This is a genomic window from Celeribacter baekdonensis (assembly GCF_003047105.1).
In the GTDB taxonomy this organism is placed as follows: domain Bacteria; phylum Pseudomonadota; class Alphaproteobacteria; order Rhodobacterales; family Rhodobacteraceae; genus Celeribacter; species Celeribacter baekdonensis_B.
Map to the genome: position 1 here is coordinate 1 of NZ_CP028475.1, position 20502 is coordinate 20502.

The 20502-nt window shown below is 57.9% G+C and carries 27 protein-coding genes and 1 pseudogene; 3 read left to right on the plus strand and 25 right to left on the minus strand.

Translation table 11 applies throughout. The features are described from left to right. Positions 1-536: 536 nt before the first annotated feature. The 14 genes from DA792_RS03240 to DA792_RS03275 form a co-directional block, all read right to left on the minus strand. The gene (locus tag DA792_RS03240; protein ID WP_107718049.1) at positions 537-968 is read right to left on the minus strand and encodes a hypothetical protein; all 432 of its coding nucleotides are present in this window, start codon (positions 966-968) and stop codon (positions 537-539) included. Beyond that, positions 965-1111 carry a hypothetical protein gene (locus DA792_RS22135; RefSeq protein WP_159075142.1) on the minus strand — a complete coding sequence of 49 codons (147 nt, stop codon included), beginning with the start codon at positions 1109-1111 and terminating at the stop codon, positions 965-967. The genes DA792_RS03240 and DA792_RS22135 overlap by 4 nt, the downstream gene beginning before the upstream one ends. A 7-nt stretch (positions 1112-1118) precedes the next feature. Then, positions 1119-1472 (minus strand): hypothetical protein, encoded by a 354-nt coding sequence (locus DA792_RS03245; RefSeq protein WP_107718051.1) that lies wholly within the window; start codon positions 1470-1472, stop codon positions 1119-1121. Continuing rightward, the gene (locus tag DA792_RS23025) at positions 1469-1597 is read right to left on the minus strand and encodes a hypothetical protein (protein WP_302666403.1); all 129 of its coding nucleotides are present in this window, start codon (positions 1595-1597) and stop codon (positions 1469-1471) included. The genes DA792_RS03245 and DA792_RS23025 overlap by 4 nt, the downstream gene beginning before the upstream one ends. 185 nt (positions 1598-1782) lie before the next feature. Next, positions 1783-2004, minus strand: coding sequence for a hypothetical protein (locus DA792_RS03250; protein WP_107718053.1), 222 nt, complete (start codon positions 2002-2004; stop codon positions 1783-1785). Between the two features lie 337 nt (positions 2005-2341). Beyond that, entirely contained in the window at positions 2342-2569 is a 228-nt protein-coding gene (locus DA792_RS22685; RefSeq protein ID WP_368074490.1) for a TRAP transporter large permease subunit, read from the minus strand. Between the two features lie 82 nt (positions 2570-2651). Beyond that, entirely contained in the window at positions 2652-3119 is a 468-nt protein-coding gene (locus DA792_RS22690; RefSeq protein ID WP_254679341.1) for a TRAP transporter large permease subunit, read from the minus strand. Further along, positions 3112-3210 (minus strand): hypothetical protein, encoded by a 99-nt coding sequence (locus DA792_RS22695; RefSeq protein ID WP_254679733.1) that lies wholly within the window; start codon positions 3208-3210, stop codon positions 3112-3114. The genes DA792_RS22690 and DA792_RS22695 overlap by 8 nt, the downstream gene beginning before the upstream one ends. Before the next feature lie 666 nt (positions 3211-3876). Continuing rightward, complete coding sequence (locus DA792_RS22700; protein ID WP_254679342.1) at positions 3877-4029, minus strand: hypothetical protein; 153 nt, start codon at positions 4027-4029, stop codon at positions 3877-3879. 3 nt (positions 4030-4032) lie between these two features. After that, positions 4033-5118, minus strand: a complete 1086-nt coding sequence (gene dctP, locus DA792_RS03265; protein ID WP_107718055.1) for a C4-dicarboxylate TRAP transporter substrate-binding protein — start codon at positions 5116-5118, stop codon at positions 4033-4035. A 58-nt stretch (positions 5119-5176) separates the two neighbouring features. Continuing rightward, positions 5177-5494, minus strand: a complete 318-nt coding sequence (locus DA792_RS23185) for an AMP-binding enzyme (protein ID WP_368074491.1) — start codon at positions 5492-5494, stop codon at positions 5177-5179. Between the two features lie 91 nt (positions 5495-5585). Next, a complete protein-coding gene (locus tag DA792_RS23190) occupies positions 5586-6182 on the minus strand; it encodes an AMP-binding protein (protein WP_439099376.1) in 597 nt (198 codons plus the stop codon). Further along, the gene (locus DA792_RS23435) at positions 6136-6687 is read right to left on the minus strand and encodes an AMP-binding protein (RefSeq protein WP_439099377.1); all 552 of its coding nucleotides are present in this window, start codon (positions 6685-6687) and stop codon (positions 6136-6138) included. The genes DA792_RS23190 and DA792_RS23435 overlap by 47 nt, the downstream gene beginning before the upstream one ends. A gap of 61 nt (positions 6688-6748) precedes the next feature. Then, positions 6749-7906 (minus strand): thiolase domain-containing protein, encoded by a 1158-nt coding sequence (locus tag DA792_RS03275; RefSeq protein WP_368074492.1) that lies wholly within the window; start codon positions 7904-7906, stop codon positions 6749-6751. 116 nt (positions 7907-8022) lie between these two features. Between DA792_RS03275 and DA792_RS03280 the strand changes: the two genes are divergently transcribed. Both DA792_RS03280 and DA792_RS03285 read left to right on the plus strand, forming a co-directional pair. Beyond that, positions 8023-8589 carry a LuxR C-terminal-related transcriptional regulator gene (locus DA792_RS03280; protein ID WP_107718057.1) on the plus strand — a complete coding sequence of 189 codons (567 nt, stop codon included), beginning with the start codon at positions 8023-8025 and terminating at the stop codon, positions 8587-8589. A 288-nt stretch (positions 8590-8877) separates the two neighbouring features. After that, positions 8878-9425 (plus strand): annotated as a pseudogene (locus tag DA792_RS03285) (YaeQ family protein). Positions 9426-9582: 157 nt separating this feature from the next. Here DA792_RS03285 and DA792_RS03290 read toward each other — a convergent pair. The 10 genes from DA792_RS03290 to DA792_RS03335 all read right to left on the minus strand — a co-directional run bounded on the left by DA792_RS03290 (position 9583) and on the right by DA792_RS03335 (position 17926). Next, on the minus strand, positions 9583-10239 hold the full coding sequence (locus DA792_RS03290) for a peptidoglycan DD-metalloendopeptidase family protein (RefSeq protein WP_159075143.1): 657 nt from the start codon (positions 10237-10239) through the stop codon (positions 9583-9585). After that, a complete protein-coding gene (locus tag DA792_RS03295; protein ID WP_107718061.1) occupies positions 10239-10568 on the minus strand; it encodes a hypothetical protein in 330 nt (109 codons plus the stop codon). Before DA792_RS03295 ends, DA792_RS03290 begins: the two co-directional genes overlap by 1 nt. 42 nt (positions 10569-10610) lie before the next feature. Then, on the minus strand, positions 10611-12125 hold the full coding sequence (locus DA792_RS03300) for an acetyl-CoA hydrolase/transferase family protein (RefSeq protein ID WP_199908106.1): 1515 nt from the start codon (positions 12123-12125) through the stop codon (positions 10611-10613). A gap of 281 nt (positions 12126-12406) precedes the next feature. Beyond that, a complete protein-coding gene (locus tag DA792_RS03305) occupies positions 12407-12619 on the minus strand; it encodes a hypothetical protein (protein ID WP_107718063.1) in 213 nt (70 codons plus the stop codon). Positions 12620-12711: 92 nt separating this feature from the next. Further along, positions 12712-13923 (minus strand): TCR/Tet family MFS transporter, encoded by a 1212-nt coding sequence (locus DA792_RS03310; RefSeq protein WP_107718065.1) that lies wholly within the window; start codon positions 13921-13923, stop codon positions 12712-12714. Between the two features lie 52 nt (positions 13924-13975). Beyond that, a complete protein-coding gene (locus DA792_RS03315; protein WP_107718067.1) occupies positions 13976-14722 on the minus strand; it encodes an alpha/beta fold hydrolase in 747 nt (248 codons plus the stop codon). Further along, positions 14715-15500, minus strand: coding sequence for a 3-oxoadipate enol-lactonase (gene pcaD / locus DA792_RS03320; protein ID WP_107718069.1), 786 nt, complete (start codon positions 15498-15500; stop codon positions 14715-14717). Before pcaD ends, DA792_RS03315 begins: the two co-directional genes overlap by 8 nt. A gap of 53 nt (positions 15501-15553) precedes the next feature. Further along, complete coding sequence (locus DA792_RS03325; RefSeq protein ID WP_107718071.1) at positions 15554-16393, minus strand: alpha/beta fold hydrolase; 840 nt, start codon at positions 16391-16393, stop codon at positions 15554-15556. Continuing rightward, positions 16386-17075: a haloacid dehalogenase type II gene (locus DA792_RS03330; protein WP_107718073.1), complete on the minus strand. Its 690-nt coding sequence runs from the start codon at positions 17073-17075 to the stop codon at positions 16386-16388. Before DA792_RS03330 ends, DA792_RS03325 begins: the two co-directional genes overlap by 8 nt. A gap of 71 nt (positions 17076-17146) precedes the next feature. Then, complete coding sequence (locus tag DA792_RS03335; RefSeq protein ID WP_107718075.1) at positions 17147-17926, minus strand: hypothetical protein; 780 nt, start codon at positions 17924-17926, stop codon at positions 17147-17149. A gap of 254 nt (positions 17927-18180) precedes the next feature. On the opposite strand from DA792_RS03335, the gene DA792_RS03340 reads away from it, so the two are divergent. Then, the gene (locus DA792_RS03340; protein ID WP_107722536.1) at positions 18181-18801 is read left to right on the plus strand and encodes a hypothetical protein; all 621 of its coding nucleotides are present in this window, start codon (positions 18181-18183) and stop codon (positions 18799-18801) included. Between the two features lie 4 nt (positions 18802-18805). Here DA792_RS03340 and DA792_RS03345 read toward each other — a convergent pair whose 3' ends face one another. After that, positions 18806-20383, minus strand: a complete 1578-nt coding sequence (locus DA792_RS03345; protein WP_107718077.1) for a GMC family oxidoreductase — start codon at positions 20381-20383, stop codon at positions 18806-18808. Positions 20384-20502: the final 119 nt, after the last annotated feature.

Consider the following 20502-nt stretch of genomic DNA (forward strand, 5'->3'; position numbering starts at 1 on the left):
GGCGAGATACCCGATATAGACACTGTGGTGGTTTATACGCATTTTCCGGGGTCCTTCCAGCATTCGAAATGCAGCGCCCAACGAAGGATGCCACTTGTTTCGACCGTGTTGCCCGGACCCAAAAACACCACAAATGGTGTATTGGGCATATTAGTAACGTCGGTCTGATCGCCACAGGTCTTCAAGCACGGTTAAGAAAACCGACGCGCGACGTCAGGTCAATCGTCCTTTGTTCCGTCATAGCTCGAATGCGGCTGCTGTGACCTATTTGCACGCTTGAAGGCTGGTCGCCGCAAACGCTTTAGTTTGAACCATTTTGCCTCGCGTGGAGGCCGCTCTGAGATATAACGTTCCCTTTGGATGAGTGCCTCGCGGCATTCCGCATGTTCGATAGAATTTCGGCAAAGTGAGCTCAGCCTCAACCTTTTCTGAGGTTGCGTCCGGGAGGGGAAGCATGAACCAATCTGAACGGTTGCTTCCTCCCATCTAGACGAGCGAGTTTGCACGAGCAGCGAACGTCTGGTTTCTGCCCTTCTTTACCCCACAAACCGATACCGCTCCTTCGCCTTGCTGAGCTTATTCGCGGCGCGTGCAGGGTCGGCCTGTCTCTCCGCCCGCAAGCGCTGACCCATGCGCTCCATGTCGTCTTGTCGGTCGTCGCTCTCGATGCCCTCAAGGGCGGCGAGCGTAGTGCAGTTGCCCACGGCGCGGGTCATCCTCAGTTTGATGTGGTCGGCCTTGTGGACTGCTTTCACCTTGTCCACGTCCAAATGGCTGCGCATTTCGCTCAGGTCCGTGTCGGCGTCTACCTTTGCCATGTCCCAAATCTCATGATTGGGCCAGCGGGCGCGGTTTGTGTCCATCGGGTCGGGGTCGCAATAGTGGATTTTCTCGAACGCTTCCGCGATTACATCGCTGAATTTGGCGTCGAAATCCTCCCATGTGGTGATGCCCCAGCGGTCTTTCATGATCCGCTTGCCTGCCCGCGCTTCAACGCGCCAGATTGGCTCTCTGAGCGGTCTTTCGGGTCCAGAGGGGGCAAGCCTTCGGCTTTGAGGCTTGCATTCCATATGTCCCACCAGATCGGCTTGCGCTTGTCAGTGATGTCCAACCGCTTGTCATAGAGGGTGATCGGCGCGGTTCGTGTGGCTGTGGATCACAAAATTTTCGGGCGTCGGCTCAAACTCTGGGGCCAGAATATCGACGCAAAAATCGGTGCGCCCGATGCTGACCTGATGCGGGCCATAGCGCACGCCCAGCCGTTCCAAGGTCTTGGCGGTATAGGCGCGGACCATGCCAAGCCCTTGGGTCGCCAAAAACAGCGAGCCGACAACAATGCGAATGCCCCAAGGATCGCGTGCATTCGGTTTCTTAAAGAACCATGTGACCGGCAGAGGCCCGCTTTGCAGGATAAAGCGATAGCCCTGCACGCCATGGGGCAACAGGTCAAAATCCGCGCCGCCATAGCTCACAGCGCGGTTTCTCGGGCGTCCTCGGCCTCTTCGCGGATCGGGTCGAGATATTCGAACAGCTCGGGCGGAATATTGGCCTCAATCGACAGTTCCAGACGATCAAAGCCACGGTGAACGATGCGCATAGTTTTTCCTGTTTGTTGGGCAGTATTTCCAGAGGGGGGTGCTATAATGATCCCCCCTCATTCGGCGGATGCCGCGCGCACCTTTCCAAGGTGGTTTTGAAGAGGTCGGGCGCAAGCGCCCTTGAATGGTGCCTCCGGCGGGGCAGCGATTGTTTTGGGGCCGGGCGTGACGCCCGGCGCTCCAATCAGGTGTTGGCCGCAAGCTGCTTTGCGATCCAGCTTTCTGTCCGTTCCGCGCATTTGGAGAGGTTCAGGAGGTCGTTGTGACCGAAGCTCGCGGTGTTGCGCCAATCGCCGTCCTGCGTCTTGTCGGCGCGGGTGAGATCGGCGGAATAGAAGCCGTCATTGTTCCAGATGGTAGCGGTGATCAGGCCGATTTTGAACCTGTATGCGGGTTGATTGGACATGGTGATTTCCTTTCTGTGCCAAGTCATTTCGGGTCGGCAGAGGACATAGAAAGGGCGCGAGGTGACGGTGTCGCCCCACGCCCCTAGAGCCATCCGGCCCCAAAATCCCGTTCACCGGGCCATCATCGTATCTGGCAGCCATGTCACAATTTGTGGGAACGCGAAAAGCACCACCACGGTGACCATTTCGATGGCCACAAACCAAAGCGCCCCCCGAAACACGTCCGGCAAGGGGTGTCGCGATCAATCCCGCAATCACGAAACAATTGAGACCCACGGGAGGCGTGATCAGTCCAATCTCACACATTTTACGCAGAGAATGCCGAACCAGATCGGATCAAATCCAAGCCCGAGACGGTCGGAACACGATGGGGAGTGTGATCACCATCATTGAGAATGCGTTCCAAAAACATCCCAAGCGGAATGTAGAGCAACAGCAGAACAGCGACGATAACATGGGCGGAACGCCGCTTTGAGTGATTGCGCCGGCAATCATTTGCGGGACCTGAACGAGGGTCAGAAAATAGCTAAAGATACCTGCGCCGATCATGGTGAAAAGGATCATCACCGTGGTCGTGGCGGTCGAACGAAAACTTTCAGACAGATTTCGTCTGAGGCTCCCCGCGCGGATTTTGCAAAAAGCAGCATCACGAAAGCCGCAAGTGCCCCGATCGCCCAGCCTCTGTGGGCGTGACCAGCCAAGGTAAATCCCCCGAGAACAATTGTGAAAAGCACCAAAACCTGCCACGCCTGTGTCGTGGTCGATATCCGGTCGCCCCATGTTGCCCGTGTGCGCGGGTGGAGTGGTCCTGAACCCGGCGGCCAATCAACGCCACGCCTAGCATAAAGGCAATCGTTGTGATGATGCCGGGCACAAAACCCGCGATCAACATTTTGCCAGCAGAGACTTCGGTCAGCGCCGCATAGAAAATCAACAGACGGAAGGGGATCAACACCCCCAAAACGCCGCCCGCCGCAACCGCTCCGGCCGCGAGACGGCGATCATAGCCCTTTGCCTTCATTTCAGGGAGGGCCACTGCGCCCACAGTCGCCGCAGTGGCAAACCGAAGAACCGGAGGTGCCGCAAACCCAGCCGAGGTCAGGATGCTAGCCATGGCAAAGCCCGCCGGGCAAATGGCCGACCCATTTGTTGGCCACATGGAACAGCCGTTTCCCGACCTGTGCGTGATGCGCAAACGCCCCCATCAAGATGAACAGCGGGATCACGTGAGCGCATAATTGCGGTATGGGCGAAGGAAAAGGATTTCAGTCTGGCCAGCAAAAAGGCCAGATTTTCAACCATGATGATGCCGAAAGCCCCGGACAGAGCCAGTGCGGCAAAGACCGGTGTGCCAAGCGCCATCAGCAGAAAGATCAACCCGACGGCGAGTGCGGTGATGAGTGTCACATCCATTGTCTATGTCCCGTTGTTGTGGGCGCGCAGCCGTCGCAAAAGCAACGGCATCAACGCCGTGCGAGGCAGGCAAACCTCGTCGTTAATCAGTGAATGTCGGATTGAACGCGGTCGAGTGTCGGCAAGGCCACGTGTTTCAACGCGATGCGCAGCGCATGGACCGCGGCTTGGAGTGCGGCAAACCAGAGCCCTGCAGCCACCGCAATTTTGGCCCACCAGATTGGCACTTGGAAATAGCCCAGCGGAATTCACGGATCGAAAACGAATAGATCGCTTCCTGAGTTGCAGGCCATGCCAGCATGGCAAACGTGAGCCCGGCGAACAGCCACGCCAAAGACGTGCAGACGCGGGACCAGGGCCGGGCAGCGCATCGGTCATCATCGTGACACGGATATGCCCGTCATCAAGCAACGTCGCCCCAAGCCCCATGAAGACCACCATCACCATCGACATTTCCGTCATTTCGAAAAGCCCCGCACAGCGCGTCCAAAGAGGGCGCGGGCCACCACATCCAATGTGATGGCCACCATCATGAAGGCAAGAAAGCTCAATGCCACCCATGATGTGATCCGGGCAATCCCGTCGAGCAGGCGGTTCAAACGCGCCAGCATCGCTTACAAGCCTGCCGCAATTTCGACCGGACGCTTCATTGTGCCGGTCCCTGCGTGGCGTGCGATGGCGTCTTCCACCACGTTCTGCATCGCATCCCCGTCAATGCCGTTCGGCTTGGCGACTGTCTCGATCCATTTATTGACTTGAGCAGGCTGAACCGTGGCTTTGGCCTTGGCTTTTTCCGCGTCAGGCAGAGAGGACAGGGTCACGCCTTCTGAGATCGCCTTTTGCACATACTCGGCCAACACCTTGTTGTAGATTTCGGCAAATTTCCCTGCGTAAAGCTCATTGGCGAGATCGGTACAGACCTGTTGATGCTCAGCAGGCAGGCCATCCCAAACGCGGCGGTTCATCACCGTCACCGCAGGGGCATGAGGACCATCGCCGATGTCATGGAAATTCGGCGCAATCTCGTGCAGCTTATAGGCCACGGCGGTGACGAAATCGAAACCGTAGACCCCGTCAAGCACGCCGCGTTCAAGTGCTTGATACACTTCGCCCGCCGCCATTGGCACAGCGATGCCGCCAAAGCCTTCGATCACATCCGTGGCCACACCATAGGCGCGGATTTTCTTGCCTTTGAGATCGGCAAGCGAGGTGATCGGCTCGCGCATGATGAGGGGGGCGTAGTTCCAGTTGGTCCAGTACAGCACCTTAGAGCGATGCCGGTCTTCCCACTCCTGACGCAGCGGTGCGAAGGCTTCGTAAACATCGCGGCACACCAATTGCAGTTCATCGGCACGCGCCATACGGAAATACCACTCAAGCCCACGTGTGACCGGGAGTTCGGCCTGATAATAGCCCGGAGCAATCAGAGTTGCCTCGCTCGTCCCATCACGCACAGCGCCCAGATGCTCCCCCACTTTGTTGAGGCTCCCGGCCCAGTAATATTTCATACTGATGTCCCCGTTTGTGCGTTTTTCCAGTTCCTCAAAGAACCAGCGATCAACCCAAGACGGTCCGGCCGTTTCACTCACGTAGCTGTCGAATTTCAGCGAAGTGGCAGCCTGCGCAAAACCGGGCAGGCTTGAGAACATCCCGGCCCCTGCCAAAGCCCCTGTGGTTTTCAAAAAGTCACGTCTTTTCATTGTAGTGTCTCCTCCAATATGCCCGAGCTCCTCCTGCCCGGTTGTCTTATTTTCCGGTTTACACCGGCGCTGCCTCAGAGGCAGCTTGGGTTCTAAGGTCGGTTTTCAAAACCTTCCCATAGCTGTTCTTCGGCAGATCCTTGACGAATTCGTAGCGTTTCGGGCGTTTGAACGCCGCGATATGTTGGCGGCACCAACTGTCGAGCTCCGGCACACTGGCGCTTTGTCCGTGTTCGAACACGACATAGGCGAGAACCTGTTCGCCCCAGTCCGGTTCGGGCACTCCGATCACGGCAACCTCAAAGACGGCCGGATGGCACAACAGCGCTTCTTCGACCTCACGGGGGTAGATATTTGTGCCTCCGGAGATGATCACATCCTTCGAGCGGTCGGTGAGATAGAGAAACCCGTCTTCGTCCAGATGCCCAAGGTCACCAGTATGAAGCCACCCGCCATTTAGGGCGTGTTCACTGGCCTGCGCGTTTTTTCCAATAGCCCTGCATGACCGTTGGCCCTTGAACGCAAATCTCCCCCGTCACCCCCGGTGGCACAGCGGTGCCATCGGCGCCAAGCACCGCGAGCGTGACAGCGCCCTGTGCAATGCCGACAGAGGCACGGCGGGCTTGCCAGCGTGGGTTCGACTGATCCGCGACCAAATCCCGCCCTAGGACGGAAATTGTCATCGGCGTTTCGCCCTGACCGTAAATCTGGACAAAACGCGGGCCATAACAGGCAAGGGCGTCATTGATGTCATTCGCATACATCGGCCCGCCGCCGTAAATGATCGTGCGAATGCCCTCACCAGTATATCCCTGCGCTTTTGAAACGGCGATCAGCCGTTTGACCATGGTGGGAGCCGCAAAGAAAACGAGATTTCCCCGTGTCTTGGCCAGACCGATGATCTCTTCGCTGTCAAACCCGTGCGAGGCGGGAATGAGGTGGGCACCACCGGCGCGGATTTGCGCGAACATATAAAGGCCCGCCCCATGCGACATCGGTGCGGCATAGAGCATGTGATCATTGGGGTGCGCGGCATCGACGTCCAAGGCGTAACAAAGCGTCATCTGACGCACATTCCCATGGCTTAGCATCACCCCTTTGGGGTTCCTGTCGTGCCTGAAGTGTAGAACAGCCAAGCGAGATCTTGATCTGAAACCGGCGCAGGGGCGTGAGTTTTTCATTTTGTCTGACGGGCATACAAAGCGCTGCTTCGTGAATATCTGCCTGTTCTGCAAACAGTGTCCCGCTTTGCGTGATCACCAGTGCGGCTTCTGAATCTCGAATGATCCATTCGGCTTCGCGCGGGTGAAGTTTGCAATTGATCGGCACAACCACGGCACCAATCCACCAACAGGCGTGAAGCGCTTCGATATATTCAGGCGCATTCTTGGCAAAAACTGCCACCCGATCCCCCGCCTGAACGCCATGTTCAGTGCGCAGCCACGCGGCGCGGTTACAGGTCGCTTGCAAGAGATCAGCATAAGTCTGGCGCAACACATCGCCCTCATACAGGGCAGGGCGGTTTGGCCAAGACAAGGCCGTTTGATACAGCCAATTCGCGATAGTCATCGTCTTTTCAGTCCTTGGATCATCTGGGGCAGGGGGCATCTGATTTAGGCGCGGTCGGCCTTTAAAACTGTCGCATAGTTGGCGACAGCCGCCCCGCCCATGTTGAAGGCAAGCCCCCATTGTGCACCTTCGCGTTGGATGTCCCCGCGCGTCCGGTCAGTTGCCGAAACCCGAGTGCATGCATGGAGACGCCTGTGGCCCCGACCGGATGGCCTTTGGCCTTGAGGCCGCCCGACAGGTTCACCGGCGTGCGACCGTCCGCATAGACTGTCCCCTCACTCAAAGCACGGGCACCTTGCCCTTTGGGAGCAAGCCCCATTGCCTCATAGATCAGCAATTCGGCAGGCGTGAAGCAATCATGGACCTCGGCAAAATCGAGATCGGACACGGTGATTCCCGCCGCCTTATAGGCCATTTGAATGGCGCGTTCCGGGCCCTCGAAGGCCACAAAATCACGACGGCTCATCGGTAGGAAATCCGATACATGTTCGGCAGCGGCCACCAAAACCCGTGCCGTCGCATCGCTGGCATGTGCCGTGCTTGCGCTCAACACAATGGCTGCTGCGCCATCCGTGACCAACGAACAATCGCTCAATCGAAGCGGAGGCGCGATCAACGGGTTTCTCTCGCTCACCTCGCGGCAAAAGTCATAGGGCAGCGCCTTATGCATATGTGCGAGGGGGTTTTTCATCGCGTTGTCATGGTTTTTTGCGGCGATGCGCGCAAATGTGTCCATGGGGTCACCGTACCGCTCGGCATATTGCGCTGCCGCAACGGCAAAGACTTGGGGAAAACTCAAAGCCGCTTCGGCCGCATCATTTTGATACCCAGCCCCCGCCAATGCGGTGGTGACATCGGGTGTCGAGCGATGGGTCATCTTTTCAGCGCCAACAACCAAAACGTTCCGGGCACGACCGGCCCGAATGGCGTTCAGTCCGGCATGGATCGCCGCCGCACCAGATGCACAGGCATTTTCACACCGCGTTGCGGGTTTGAACCGCAAATCAGGGTGGGCCTGCAAAATGAGGGAGGAGGCAAAACCATCCGGCACCAGCCCGGAATTGAAATGCCCGAGAAACACAGCATCAATGTCCGCAGGAGGAATTTGAGCGTCCTCGATTGCCTCGCGGGCGGCGTCGACGATCAAATCCTCAAGGCTTTGTTCCAGGCGCCCAAAGCGCGTGTGGCCGGAACCGGTGATAAAGATGTCTGTGGTCATGAAATATCCTCCTGCCCTAAAGGTCATGCAAAAAACACATGGCAGCAATTCGTAGAATTACGTATAAATCTACGTATGAACTACGTAGATGCATGTGCAGCGAAAGGGGTGGCCAGATGAATTACGATCAAATTTCCGAGGCAGATCTCGATTTGACCGGGTTCATGGATGCCCCGATTGGCCTCATGGTTCTTTCAAACCGTGTCATTCAACGCGCCAATACGGAGATGGAGCGTATCTTTGGCTGGACCCGTGACGAGCTTGAGGGACAGTCGATCCGCATCCTCTACCCGTCGAGTGTGGATTACGAAAAGACAGGCGCACGGTGGCAGAGGTGGCTCAAGGGCCGACCGCGCTATGCTGACGAACGGTTCATGCAATGTCGCAGCGGTGAGATCATCTGGACCCGAGCTGCGGCGCGCACCCTGACGCCAACCGATCCCTTTCGGCTTATGGTCTGGACCTTTGAGCATCTGGAAAATAGCCCCGCAACATCTGCGACACTGACGCCGCGCGAACGCGAAGTCGCGCGGTATATTGTGAATGGCTACACCAGCAAAGAAACAGGGCAGGCCATGGGGATTTCGCCGCGCACGGTTGAGGTCCATCGCAGTTCTGTCATGAAAAAACTCGGCGTACAGAATGCAGCCGAACTGGTCGCAAAGATGATTGTGCGGAGTTAAACAGCCCGGAACACCCGGCCGACAAGGGGGCAGGCAAGGCCATGAGTTGGGCCGCCAAGCCCCCCGCCAACACGTTTCTCACGCATATGGTTGAACACGCCCTTGCCGACGTTTCGGTGATGACAAGCACGATGACATCGAAATGCGGGTGCGGCTGTTTCGGAATGCCGTCAGGGCGACCAAAATGAGGCGGCCCCTCTTTGGCCTCTTTGATCTGGGTCCTTTTATCTGCTTTCACAAAGGCACCAGACGCATTAGGCATCCCTATCTTTCATGTCAGGGAAAATCATGGCGCAAAAATCCACCATTTATAAAGTTGAACTGACCGTATCTGATATGGATCGTCACTATTATGAGACCCATAAACTGACCGTTGCCAAGCACCCGTCAGAGACAGATGAACGGTTGATGGTGCGCCTTTTGGCGTTTGCTTTGAATGCCCATGAGCAACTGGAAATGACAAAGGGCCTGTCAACGGATGATGAACCAGATATTTGGCAGAAAAGCCTGAGTGGCGAGCTTGAGTTGTGGGTGGCGTTGGGCTTCCGAGCGAAAAGATTGTGCGGCAATCCTGTGCCAAATCCGACAAGGTCATTGTCTATTCTTACGGTGGCAGGACGGCTGAGATGTGGTGGGACAAGATCAAAAACAGCACCACGCGTTTTGAGAACCTTCAGGTCATAAATCTCTCAGAACAGGACACCCGTGCTCTGGAAGGACTGGCAAATCGCTCGATGAAACTACAGGTGAATATTCAAGACGGCGAAGTGATGGTCAGTGTCGACGAGAGCGCGGTTTACGTCAGCCCGGTCAAATGGAAAAACGCGGATCATTGAGCACGGGGCATAGGGACGGGTATGGGGACGGGCATGAGCCGTGCGATGCTGCCTAGGTGTTGGCGCAAGATCGTCTGCGAAATGGAATGTTGGAGCGCCTCTTGCCCGATTGGACCTTGCCATAACATCCGATGCCGCCTCTCTCTCACGGTGACCGTTATAGGCCTTTAAGGCCGAAAGCCGCGTTCGGCAGGCGCAGGATCAGGTTGGGGTCCGGGCTGATGGTTGACCAAACGGGCCAGAGGCTATCGTGGCCGACGCCAAAGAAATTCCCGCCGGTTTGGGTCAACAGGCTGGTGATGATCTGAAAATGCAAATGCGGCGCCCAGCCGCCGTTCTCATGCCAATCCCCCAACGGCGCAATGTCTTGGCCGATGGCAATGTCTGCCCCTTCAGCGAGAGCAGGGAGGGGGACGCCAAGATGACCATAAAGGGTCCAAAACGGCAGGCCCTCCGCCGTCCGATGTTCCAAAATCACCGTATGGCCGTAATCCAAAGGATCGGCATTATAGGCCACGCGATGCACCCGTCCGGCCAAAGGCGCGCAAACCATCGTGCCAGCGGGGGCGAAAATGTCGATGCCCAAATGACGGCTGCGCGGTTCTGGCCCCGAGGCATCGCGATATTGATCGGCCATATAAACGCTGCGCTGTTCGCCATAGAGGCCATAGCCGTAAAGCGGCTGATCGGCAGGCAGATCGGGCGCGCGTTGCCCGGTGAACCATGCATCAAAGGCGCGATCGGAAAAGGCGGGCATCCCGACGCGATCCGAAGGCAGCGGTAGGAACGCCGTGCCATTGGGATCGGGACGCATCACCGGGGCCACCGCCACGCGCGCAAGATCGGTGTGAATGGCCGTGGCATGGGGATTGGCGCATGGCCCAACCCATAGCGGATCACAGCGGTTAAAAACGCCGGGTCCAGCGCCTCAAGCCTCTGGATCAGGGCGGCATCCTCAACCGGATCAAGAGCGGCGCGAACCTGATCATAAAGCCCGTCCGCCTGATCCTCTGGCACAGAAGACACTGCTGACACGGTCACTCCGTCGAGACAGGCGACAATCGCCCGGTGCACATCCGGCGCATCGCGCAGCGCCACGGCCAGCTTTTGCGCCAATTTGGCGGGTATTTCGATCTGGCGCATCAGCGGCCTCCTCAACACAGCAACAGGCGAAACGGCAGAGGATTACAGCATCGAGCCAGTGTCAATGAACCTTTGATGCCAACTCAGCGCCTCGCGCAGATCATGCGGCGTGTGACCGCCAAACGAACTCTTTTTAGCCCGCTCGAAATACTCCCGCAGCGCATCACGATACATCGGATGGGCACAGTTTTCGATGATCAAAGCGGCCTTCTTTTTCGGGTCCAAACCGCGCAAATCGGCCAAGCCTTGTTCGGTGACAATCACCTGAACGTCTTGGTTGATGTGATCGACATGGCTCGCCATCGGCACAATCGCGGAAATGGCCCCGTTTTTGGCGATCGAGGGCGTCATGAAAATCGACAGATAGGCGTTGCGGGCAAAATCGCCCGAGCCGCCAATGCCGTTTTGAATGCGCGATCCCATCACATGGGTCGAGTTCACATTGCCGTAAATATCCGCCTCAATCAGCCCGTTCATCGCAATACAGCCAAGGCGGCGCACCAGTTCGGGGTGGTTCGAAATCTCCTGCGGCCGCAGGATCAATTTGTCGCGAAACAGCCGGGCATGGGTGTTGAAATACTCGGCCTTTTCAGGGGAAAGCGAAAAGGCCGTGGCGGAGGCGACGCGCAAAGTGCCGGCTTCGATCATGTCGAGCATGCCGTCTTGGATCACCTCGGTGAAGGCGGTCATTTGCTCAAAGGGCGCTTTGATCAACCCGGCCATCACCGCGTTGGGCACGTTGCCAACGCCCGATTGCAACGGCAACAGGCTGGGCGGTAGGCCCGCGCGTTTGGCCTCCCACATCAGGAACTCAAGGATGTGGTCGGCAATCGCTTCGGCGGTGTCGCCGGGGGCGGAAAACGGGGCGTTGCGGTCGGGGGCGTCGGTTTCGACAATGGCGACGATTTTGGACGGATCGACCTTGAAATGCGGCTGACCGATGCGATCATCGGGCTTGTTCAACGGGATCGGCACGCGGTTCGGCGGCAAAGCCGTGCCGTAGTAGATGTCATGCATCCCGTCGAGCATTTCGCTTTGCCAACTGTTAACCTCAAGGATGATTTTATCGGCGCGCTCCAGCCATGTTTTGTTGTTGCCGATGGAAGAAGAGGGGATCAAATCGCCTTCGGGCGTGATGCCGGAGACCTCGATGATCGCGGTGTCCAGCGGACCCAAAAAGCCCTGCCATGCCATCGGCGCGACCTGCGACAGATGCATGTCGAAATAGTTCATCTCGCCCGCATTGATCTTTTGCCGCGCGATGGGATCGGAGTTGTAGGGCAGGCGGAAGTCAATGCCGTCGGCTTTGGCCAAGGCACCGTCAAGCTCGGGGCCGGTTGAGGCACCGGACCAGATTTTGATTCGAAACGGCTGACCCGCAGAATGTTCGGCCTCAATGCGCGCGGCCAGAGCGAGCGGCACGGCTTTGGGATAGCCCGAGCCAGTAAAGCCGCTCATACCCACCGCCGCCCCATTTTGAACAAGGCTTGCGGCGTCTTCGGCACTCATGATTTTGGATTGAAGCGATTGCGGCGCGATGCGCGAGGGCTGGGTCAAGACCGGTCTCCATTTCACACGGATTCCGGGCGTGATGTGGGAGTGTCACGGCAAATGGGGTCCCCTCCCTCCATCAGCGCCCGATGTTTCTCGCATCTATGCCTTCGATGGAAGGAGGGTCCAGCACATTCTTGTGGTGTAACCCCGCTATGCGAATTCGCACAGATATGTGATAATTTATTTGCAAAACCGATCAATTGAACCGATTTTGCAAATGCTTTTTGTCGAACATTCCGGCGTGGTTTAGGTCGCGCACAAACGTCGCTTTAAAGCGTGGCGCTTTAGGCCCGGTGCCCGCGCGCCACGCGTAGGAATTGAACCACACGCGACGCATTTTGCGGGGCTTGCGCGTCTGGCCGTTCGGTGCGGCTGAGTTGATCCCAAATCGGGTGTCTGCGCGCCGTGCGGTCCAGTTTTGCAAACTGCACAAGACGGTGATTTTTGAACGGATCGTGGTGGCGATGATGGGCGTCAAAAACAGTGCGGTGGGTCATCAAAATTTCTCCTCTTGGACCCAAAGCCTAGCAGAAAATCGGCATTTTGTCAGGTCTTGCAACCAGAGAACATGCACCAAGCGGGCTTTGGCTCACGCCGCATCTTGGCGCACGCGCCAGTGCCACAACACGACCCCGGCCACGATGACAATTCCCATCGACAATAAAAATGGCGCGCCGGGCAGGTAATGCGCCGTGCCGGGGCGCGAAAAGATCGCGAAGGTTTCGGTCATGATCAAGGGGCTGAGAATGGTCGCGATGGCCGCGATGGAACCGATCACGCCCTGCAATTCGCCCTGTTGTGTGTCGGGGGTGGCGCGGCTCATCGTGCCTTGCAGCGCGGGGATGGTGACCGAGGAAATCCCTGACAGCACGGTGACGATCCACACCAACGGCACGCTACTGGTCACGCCCAAGGTGGCGAAGACAACGATATCGGCCAAAATGCCGCCCATGGTGACGCGATACGCCCCAAAGCGGCTCACAAGCGGCCCGATCAACACCGATTGCGCCAAACCCATTGAGAGGCCAAAGGCAAACAGCGTCAGGCCAATCATCCGCGCGTCAAATCCGAATTTTTCGACACCATAAAATGACCAGATCGCCGGATAGACGAAATAGGCCATTTCATAGAGGCCAAAGACCATCAAAAGCGGCTTGACCCCGGACAGCGACCCGATGGCGCGAAAGGCGGCAAAGGGATTGGCACGTCGCCAATGAAACGGGCGGCGTTTGTCGCGGGGCAGGCTTTCGGGCATGACCAAAAGGCCAAAGATCATGTTCAATCCGGCGATGCCCGCCGCCACATAAAACGGCGCACGGGTGTCAATTCCGGCCAAAAGCCCGCCAATCATCGGCCCCACCGCAAAGCCAACCCCCATGGCTGCATGGACAAGACCAAAGCGCTTTTCGCGATCCTCAGGCGCGGAAATATCCGCCATATAGGCAGCCGCCGTGGCATGCGTCGCGGCCGACAATCCGGCGATCAACCGGCCGATCAGCAACAGCCAAATCGTATGCGCCACCGCCATCACCAGATAGTCGAGCATCATCACAAACAACGCTGAGATCAGGACGGGTTTGCGGCCAAAGCGATCCGACAGATTGCCGACCGCCGGTCCAAACAGAAACTGCATCATCGCATAGCCGGTGGCCAACACCCCGCCCCAAAGGGCGGCATCGGCCAAGGCGCGCCCGGTCACGTCGCGGATCAGATCGGGCATGACCGGAAAGATCAGGCCAATGCCGATGCCGTCGATCAAGACGGTGAACACGATGAACAAGATCGGAAGATGGCGCAACATGACGAACCTCTGACACAGACTGCGCCTTTCTGACCGTCAAAACCACCGCTGTCTATCCGTCTTTGCGCACAGCCTTGATGAGCAAATCCGCCAAGCTGTCCGGGTGTGAGAAATAGGGCGAATGGCCTGCGGTGAGGCGATGCACCTGATCCTCAGGCCAATCTTTGACCATTTTTTCCTGCTCTTCCGGCGGGATGGTGCGGTCATCCGTGCAAAGCACATAATCGCGCGGCAGGGTGGCAGAGCGGGCTGTGATCGTCAGAGGCGTTTCTTGTGGGCGGATCGCCTGTGGCCCCAGATGCGGTAGGGCATAGGCCACGGCCTGCGCCGGACAATCGTGAAACAACGTCGCCACGACGGTATCAGCGCGAAAGGTAAAGGCCTTGTCGTCTGGGGTTTTCGCAATCGCGGCCAAAACCGGATGGGCGCGGGCGCTGCGACGCATGTCGCCAAGGCTTTTGCCATCCTCGGGCACATAGGCACAAACATAGATCATCTGCGCGACACATTCAGGCGCGGCCTCAGCGGCGGCGGTGATGGCGTAGCCGCCCGCGGAATGGCCGACCAGGATCACCGGCGTGCCGATTTCGGCGATCTTATGGAGGATCGCATCGCGGTAGAGATCCAGCGTCACCTCGAAATAGGGCGTGGTGTCCGCGCCATGAGAGGGCAGGTCCATCGCATGAACGATGCCCCCGCGTGCCACAAGTGCCGGGATCAGATCGCGCCAACACCATGCGCCATGGGCGGAGCCGTGGATCAAAAGAAAGACCGGATCAGTTGCTTCCAATTCAGACATGGCCAATCTCCTGTAAGAATGTTGTCAAAAGTGCGGCAAAGGCTTCGGGCGCATCTACGGGTGGCAAATGCCCGGAACGCCGCAGCAATTCAAACCGCGCGCCGGGGATGATGTCCAAAGTTTCGCGCATCAAATCGGCAGGGGTGGAGCCATCATAACCGCCGCCAATGCCCAAGCATGCCAGACGCAAGCCCGAGGTGGGCGTGTAAAAATCCGTGCCTGCAATGGCGGCGCAACAGCCCACATAGCCCTCAACGGAGGTGTTTAAAATCGACTGACCCCAGCGTTTGGCCGTCTCAGATTTGCGAAATCCGGGGGCAAACCAACGCTCCAACGTGGGCGCAACGATGCTTTCCAGCCCATGGGCCTCAATCTCGTCGATGCGTTTGTCCCAGACCGAGCGGGTGCCGATTTTGGCCGCCGTATTGGACAGGACCAGCGCGCGGATGTGATCCAGCCGCTTGACCGCCAGGCCCTGCGCGATCAACCCGCCAATGGAAATGCCGACAAACACCGCATCTCGCACCGCCAAATGATCCAGCAACCGCTCGGCGTCACGCACCAATGCGCCCATCGAATAGGGGCCTTTCGGCACGTCAGAGCCACCATGACCACGTAGGTCATAGCGGATGACCCGAAGCCCCTTTGGCAGGAGCGGCAGGACGTCATCCCACAGATGCAAATTGGTGCCCAAGGCATGACAAAACACAATCGTCGGGCCAGTGCGCGGCCCGTCGTCTTCAACGTTGAGAGAAATGTCACCAAGATCGACCCGCATCTGATCGCTCCTTTTAGAATGCGCGCAGATCATAGAGGGGGAGGCGGTGGGTCTCAATGGGGGAGGCGGGCCAAAAACCGCGCGATCACATCAAGGCTTTCAGGCTCATCCAAAAACGGCACATGACCGCGATCTTTCACCTCGGCACAGATCATATCCGGGCGGCGCGCGCACATCTCGTCCATACAGGCGCGGGGCAAAAGGGTGGAGTTTTCGCCCCGCAACAGCGCCAAAGGCAGCCCCGCAAGCGCCTCGAACAAAGGCCAGAGATCGGGCACGGCCCCGGTCACGCTTTGCGCTTCAATCGCGTCCCTAAGCTTAGGATCATAGCGCAATTCAAGCCGTTTTTCGCCCTCTGTCCAAATCCGGCGTGCATAGCTTAGCCAGTGATCCCGGCTGACATTGGGGAACTGATCGCCCAAAGCACGGGGCAATTTGTCGGCGGCATCTTCAAACGAGCGATAGGCCGAGGGGCGACCGAGATAGTCCATGATGTGGCTCAGCCCACGCGGGTCCATCTCTGGCCCGATGTCATTGAGCAACACGCCAGACAGGCGATGTTTGGCGGTGAGCGCCAAGACCATGGCAATCAACCCGCCCCGCGAGGTGCCTAAAATGGCGGCGCGGTCCAGCCCCAAATGATCCAAAAGGGCCAGCGCATCCGCGCCCTCTTGTGGCAATGTGTAGTTGAGGAAATTCGGGTCAAAATCAGACGCCCCGCGCCCGCGACTATCAAGGCGAATGACCGTGGCTTGATCTGCGAAATGCGCCACCACAGGTTCGAAATCATCCATGTTGCGGGTCAGTCCCGCGAGGCACAACAGAGCGGGACCTTTGCCCTGAACGTCATAGGCCAGCGAGAGGCCATCGGCGGTGGTGAACGTGTCAGGCATGGGCGGCGATCTCCGGAATTTGGGTCAGATCAGAGAGAATATAAGCGGGTTGGCCGGGCATCCGGTCGACGGGCAGGGACGCGCGGTTCACCCAAGCGGTGACAAAGCCAAATCGTGCCGCCCCGGCGATGTCCCAGCCATTAGAGGAGACAAACAACACCTCGTTGCGGGCGCAGTCGAACCGATCCGGGACCATGTGATACACCCGATCTGAGGGCTTGAAAATGCCGACGGTATCGACCGAGAGCACATCGTCCAACAGGCCGTCTAAACCCGCCGATGACACCGCAGCCTGAAGCATGTCTTGTGAGCCATTTGAGAGGATGGCGGTGGAAAACCCTTTGTCTTTCAGGGCTTGCAACATGATGGGCACCTCTGGATAGGCGCTCAATTCCTGATAAAGCTGCAACAAACGCGCGCGCAACGGCGGATCATCCTCAAGTCCCGCACGCGCCAGCGCCCAATCGAGCGCATCCATGGTGACAGTCCAAAACGGCGCATGATCCCCCATGATGGCGCGCAGCCAACTGTATTCCAACTGTTTGGCGCGCCAATCCTGCGCCAGTTGGGACCACAGCGGGATCAGGCGGGCAAAAGCGGGTTCATCCGCCGCGCGCTGGGCGGCAGAGGTGACATCGAACAGGGTGCCATAGGCATCAAAAATACAGGTGGTGATGGTCACATGCGCCTCCCTTGCAGCGAGGACAGACTGTCATGGAGTGCGCCCTGAGGAAAGAGGAGATGGCGCGGGTTTTAGAGCAACCCGGTCAAAAGCCAGAACCCGCCAGTGAAATGCACGGTCAGGGTAAAGGCATAGCTTGCCATCACCAAAAGCGCCTGATTTGGCGTCAGGCGGGTTTGGTCGGGGCGGCGGATGTGAAACAGGCTTTGCACGCCCGCGGCGGCGAGGATCATCATCGCCACCGAGTGATCGCGCAGAGCCGCCGAGGCAAAGGCGGCGGTCATGAACAGCGTGACGACACGCCCAAGACGTGGCCAAAACGCATCAGAAACCGCACGCACAACCCTGCCGCCACCAAAGGGCAGGAAGGGCAAAAGCATGATGAAATTGAACGTGCCCAACATAATCGCCGTGCTGCGCATGACATTGGCAAAGACCGGCGCGCTCACGACGAAGGTGTGAAACAGGCCAAAGCCGAGGATCATCGGAACAATCGCCAAGGCGGGGGCATAGAGCGCGGCAAAGCTTTCTTCCAGCGCGTGATCAAAGGGGCGATCCGAGCGCGGCGCGGCGAGATAGGGCAGGGGGATCAGCCGCACCCGCGCCACCTCATGGCCGATGATGCGACAGGCCAGTGCGGACCCCAACTCATGCAACAAAGCCGCAAAAACAAAGCCAATGCCAAGCAAAGGCGAGGTCAGCGCCGCGACCGCGACCGTGAGCACAAATCCAATCACAACGCCCGTGCCATCAAACCCGCTTGTGATCATCCTGCCCTGATGGGTCGACACCCCTTTGAGCAGAGGCAGGGAGAAGACCCCCAAAAGGATGGCGAGAAAGAGGAATGTCATAGCGATGTGCGGCGGCCTTTTGGCTTTGATCTTTGGGCTTTTGATGGGTCGAAAATGCGGCGACAATGTGGCAGGTGGCGGATTTGGCTGGGGATAACTCATCGTTCAACACAGTGTTTCTGAAATGAAAACGTTTAAAAATGCTTTTAAATGCGTCGAAAAATTTACAGGAATGCAAAATTTCAAGACAGGGGATGATTTGTCCGTCCCGCCTGCTAAATCTATATCTCGGACGCCCCTGTTTGGAGACAATGATGAACAGCACGGTTGAGAAACTCCGCGACTCCTTGCGGCAAATTCAGGATCAATTGGAACGGGATGCCGCAGAGGCGCGTGAAAAGTTTCAATATCGTCTCAGCAATGGCCGGGTGGTGTTCGAGGAAGAAGCGCGCAAACGCGGGCGTCTTTTACGTGTGCGTTTGTCGGTGTTTATCCGCCGCGCCCGTCCTTGGGAGGTGATCACCGCGCCGCTCATTTACAGTCTGATCGTGCCCTTCGTGATCCTCGATCTTTTTGTCACCGTCTATCAGGCGATCTGTTTCCCAATCTACGGTCTGCCAAAAGTCGAACGCAAAAAATACATCGCTGTGGATCGGCACAAGCTGACCTATCTGAACTTTATGCAAAAACTCAACTGCGTTTATTGCGGCTATGGCAATGGGCTTTTGGCCTATGTCCGCGAGGTTGCCGGACGCACCGAATATTACTGGTGCCCGATCAAACACGCCAGTCATCTGTCCGATCGTCACGAGCAATATCAGAACTTTTTGGAATTCGGAGACGGCGAGGCGTGGGACGAAAAATTCATTGAAATGAAAGGCAAAGCCCGTGCCTGCGAGGACTGTAGCGGCTGCGGCACGGGGGGCTGTCACTAAAGCGTCAAGGCCGAAGCATCATATCCGCCACGTTTTCCGCGATCATCATCGTGGGCGCATTGGTGTTGCCCGCGATGATCTGCGGCATGATTGAGGCGTCCACAACGCGCAGCCCCGAGACGCCGCGCACCCGCGCCTGCGGGTCCACCACTGAACTTTCGTCCATCCCCATGCGACAGGTGCCGACCGGGTGATAGATTGTCTCTGAGCGGGCACGAATATCCGCAATGAGCGCTGCGTCGCTTTGCAGGGCCGCACCAGGCAGAACCTCGGATGCGACGTGCTTTGCAAGCGCCGATGCAGCCATCACCGAACGGGCGATTTTGAGGCCAGATAAAAGCGTTGCCACATCCTCTGGGTGGCTCAGATAGCCGGCGTCAATCACCGGCGCAGCCCTTGGATCGGGTGAGGCCAATGTGATCCGCCCCCGCGATTTTGGCAAAAGATCACAAACATGCAGCGTCATGCCGTAGCCAAATGAGGTCTTGCGTCCATGATCACGCAGATAGGCCGGAATGAAATGGAATTGCAGGTTGGGACGTGGCTGATCGGGATCTGAGCGCACAAACCCACCAGCTTCGGCGACATTTGAGGTCAGTTCCCCGCCACGTTTGCGGCCAAAGGCGACGGCGGCACGCAGCGCACGGGGCACATATGTCGGCGCAATGCCAATGGGCAGGCGATCGCGCGCTTTCGACATCACTGTGATGTCGAGATGATCGGCTAAGTTCTGGCCCACCTCAGGCGCGTCATGCCGCACCTCGATCCCCTGCGCGCGCACCATGTCCCCCGGCCCAATGCCCGAGAGCATCAACAGATGCGGTGACTTGATTGCCCCGGCGCTAAGGATCACCTCGCCACCGGGATTGAGCAAAATCTCGCGATCCCGAAGCGCAACGCCATGGGCCTTGGTGCCCTTGAACAGCACTCGCGAGACCTGTTCTCCGGTCAAGAGCGTCACATTGGCCCGCCCACGCACCGGGTCCAAAAATGCCCGCGCGGCTGAAAACCGTTTGCCGTTTTTCTGAGTGACTTGGAGCAGGCCCACGCCCTCCTGATCCGCGCCATTAAAGTCACGCCGCTCTGCATATCCCGCCTCAACACCGGCGCGCACAAAAGCATGCGACAATGGGTTTGGACTACGCAGATCGGAGACGCAAAGTGGCCCGTCGGTGCCATGATACGCATCCGAAATCTGCGTATTGCTCTCCAACCGCTTGAACAGCTCAAACACCCGCGGCCAATCCCACGCATCCCCCGCCGCCTGTGCCCAAGCCCGGTAATCCTGAGGGTGGCCACGCATATAAATCATCGCGTTGATCGAGGAGGAGCCGCCCAAGGTCCGCCCGCGCGGCCAAAACAGGCGGCGGTCGTTTAGCGCTGGATCAGGTGCGGTGTGATCATTCCAATTATAGCCTTTGAGGCGCGCCAAAACCGCCAGCCCCAAAGGAATGTGAATGAAGGGCGAGCGATCCTTGCCCCCGGCTTCGATCAAACAAACCCGTTTGCTTGGATCGTCCGACAGGCGATTGGCCAACACGCATCCCGCAGACCCCGCGCCGACAATGATATAATCAAACATGTCACTCTCTCCCTCGCGGAGAGGCTACATCAGCCGTGCCGTCTGTCAGGTGAGACGTCGCGTCACATCCGTGGCTTTACCCGTGATACCTACTCAAAGAAAAGCCCCGCACGGGGGCG